A 1,071-nucleotide genomic window follows, 5' to 3' on the forward strand; every position below is an offset into this window, starting at 1 on the left:
CGCGGTACCAGCGCGCGCCCGGCTCGGCCCCAGGCTTGATCGACTGGGCCAGGCGGAATTCACCGTCGCCCGCCTGGCCGTCGCGCAGGCCGGACGCCAGCCGGTAGATGGTCATCGAGGCCTCGGGGACGTCCGAAAGCAGCCCCTCGACCGTCTTGAGGTCCGCCGCCGAAGCGGCCCCCGTCATCTCGGCATAGGCCCGGTTGGCGTAGATTACGCGACCCTTGGTGTCGGTGACCAGGAGGCCTTGCGACATTGAATCGACGAACGCTTTGGACAGCTCGTCGCCGGTTGAACGCGGGGCGATCTGCACGAAGCCGATCGCCGTCGCGAACAGAAAGCCGACGCCGATCATGGCGAGCACGCCAAGCATGCCGAGCAGGAACGGATCGCCGAGGCGCTCGCGGAACAACCCGAAAACGACCGCCGCGCCGGTCAAAACGACGATGAAGATGATGAGCCTGGCGATGGCGCCCGGACGCGTGTTTTGGTCGACGATCGGTACCGGATAGAAATCGCCGCGCGTTTCCTTGGCCATGTGCCCCCTGCTCGTGATTCCGATGCCCCGACACCCGCGAACGGCCGGTTGAATCACATTCTCCTGTAGCGGAAAAGGCCCGGACGGCAAATGTCCGATAAAATCAACGATTCATGTTTCAAACTGTTCACGATGGGTGATGTCGCCTTGCGGAGGCTAGTCCCTAAGGTCTAGTGTCGCGTCACTTCAAAGGCGATTGGGTGCACCGATGCTGCAGTGGCTGGATAGCGTAGCGGGGCCGGGTTACGTCGCTGCAATTCTATGGACGTTCGCGGCCCTTGTTCTGCTGGTCGTGGTCCTGCTCGTCATCAAGGTAGTCCGCAACCTGACTTTCGGCACCTTCGTTGCCGGAGGCCGGAATCGCAAGACACGGCTCGCCGTCATGGACGCCACCGCTGTCGACAGCCACCGCCGGCTGGTGCTGGTGCGGCGCGACGATATCGAACACCTCATCCTGATCGGCGGCCCGACTGATGTCGTGGTCGAGCGCGACATAAGGCTGGCAGCACCTCGCCGCCCGGCGCTGACCGGAG

The 1,071-nt window shown here is 63.9% G+C and carries 1 protein-coding gene and 1 pseudogene; one reads left to right on the top strand and one right to left on the bottom strand.

Annotation, left to right across the window (positions count from 1 at the left end):
* The coding region (locus tag EOA60_RS34405; protein WP_128312699.1) for a PAS domain-containing protein at nucleotides 1–538 on the bottom strand (538 nt) is incomplete at its 3' end.
* A 208-nt stretch (nucleotides 539–746) separates the two neighbouring features.
* Between EOA60_RS34405 and EOA60_RS34410 the strand changes: the two are divergent.
* Nucleotides 747–1,071, top strand: a pseudogene (locus EOA60_RS34410) (flagellar biosynthetic protein FliO); the annotation flags it as partial.

Source organism: Mesorhizobium sp. M1A.F.Ca.IN.020.06.1.1 (assembly GCF_004023265.1).
Classification (GTDB): domain Bacteria; phylum Pseudomonadota; class Alphaproteobacteria; order Rhizobiales; family Rhizobiaceae; genus Mesorhizobium.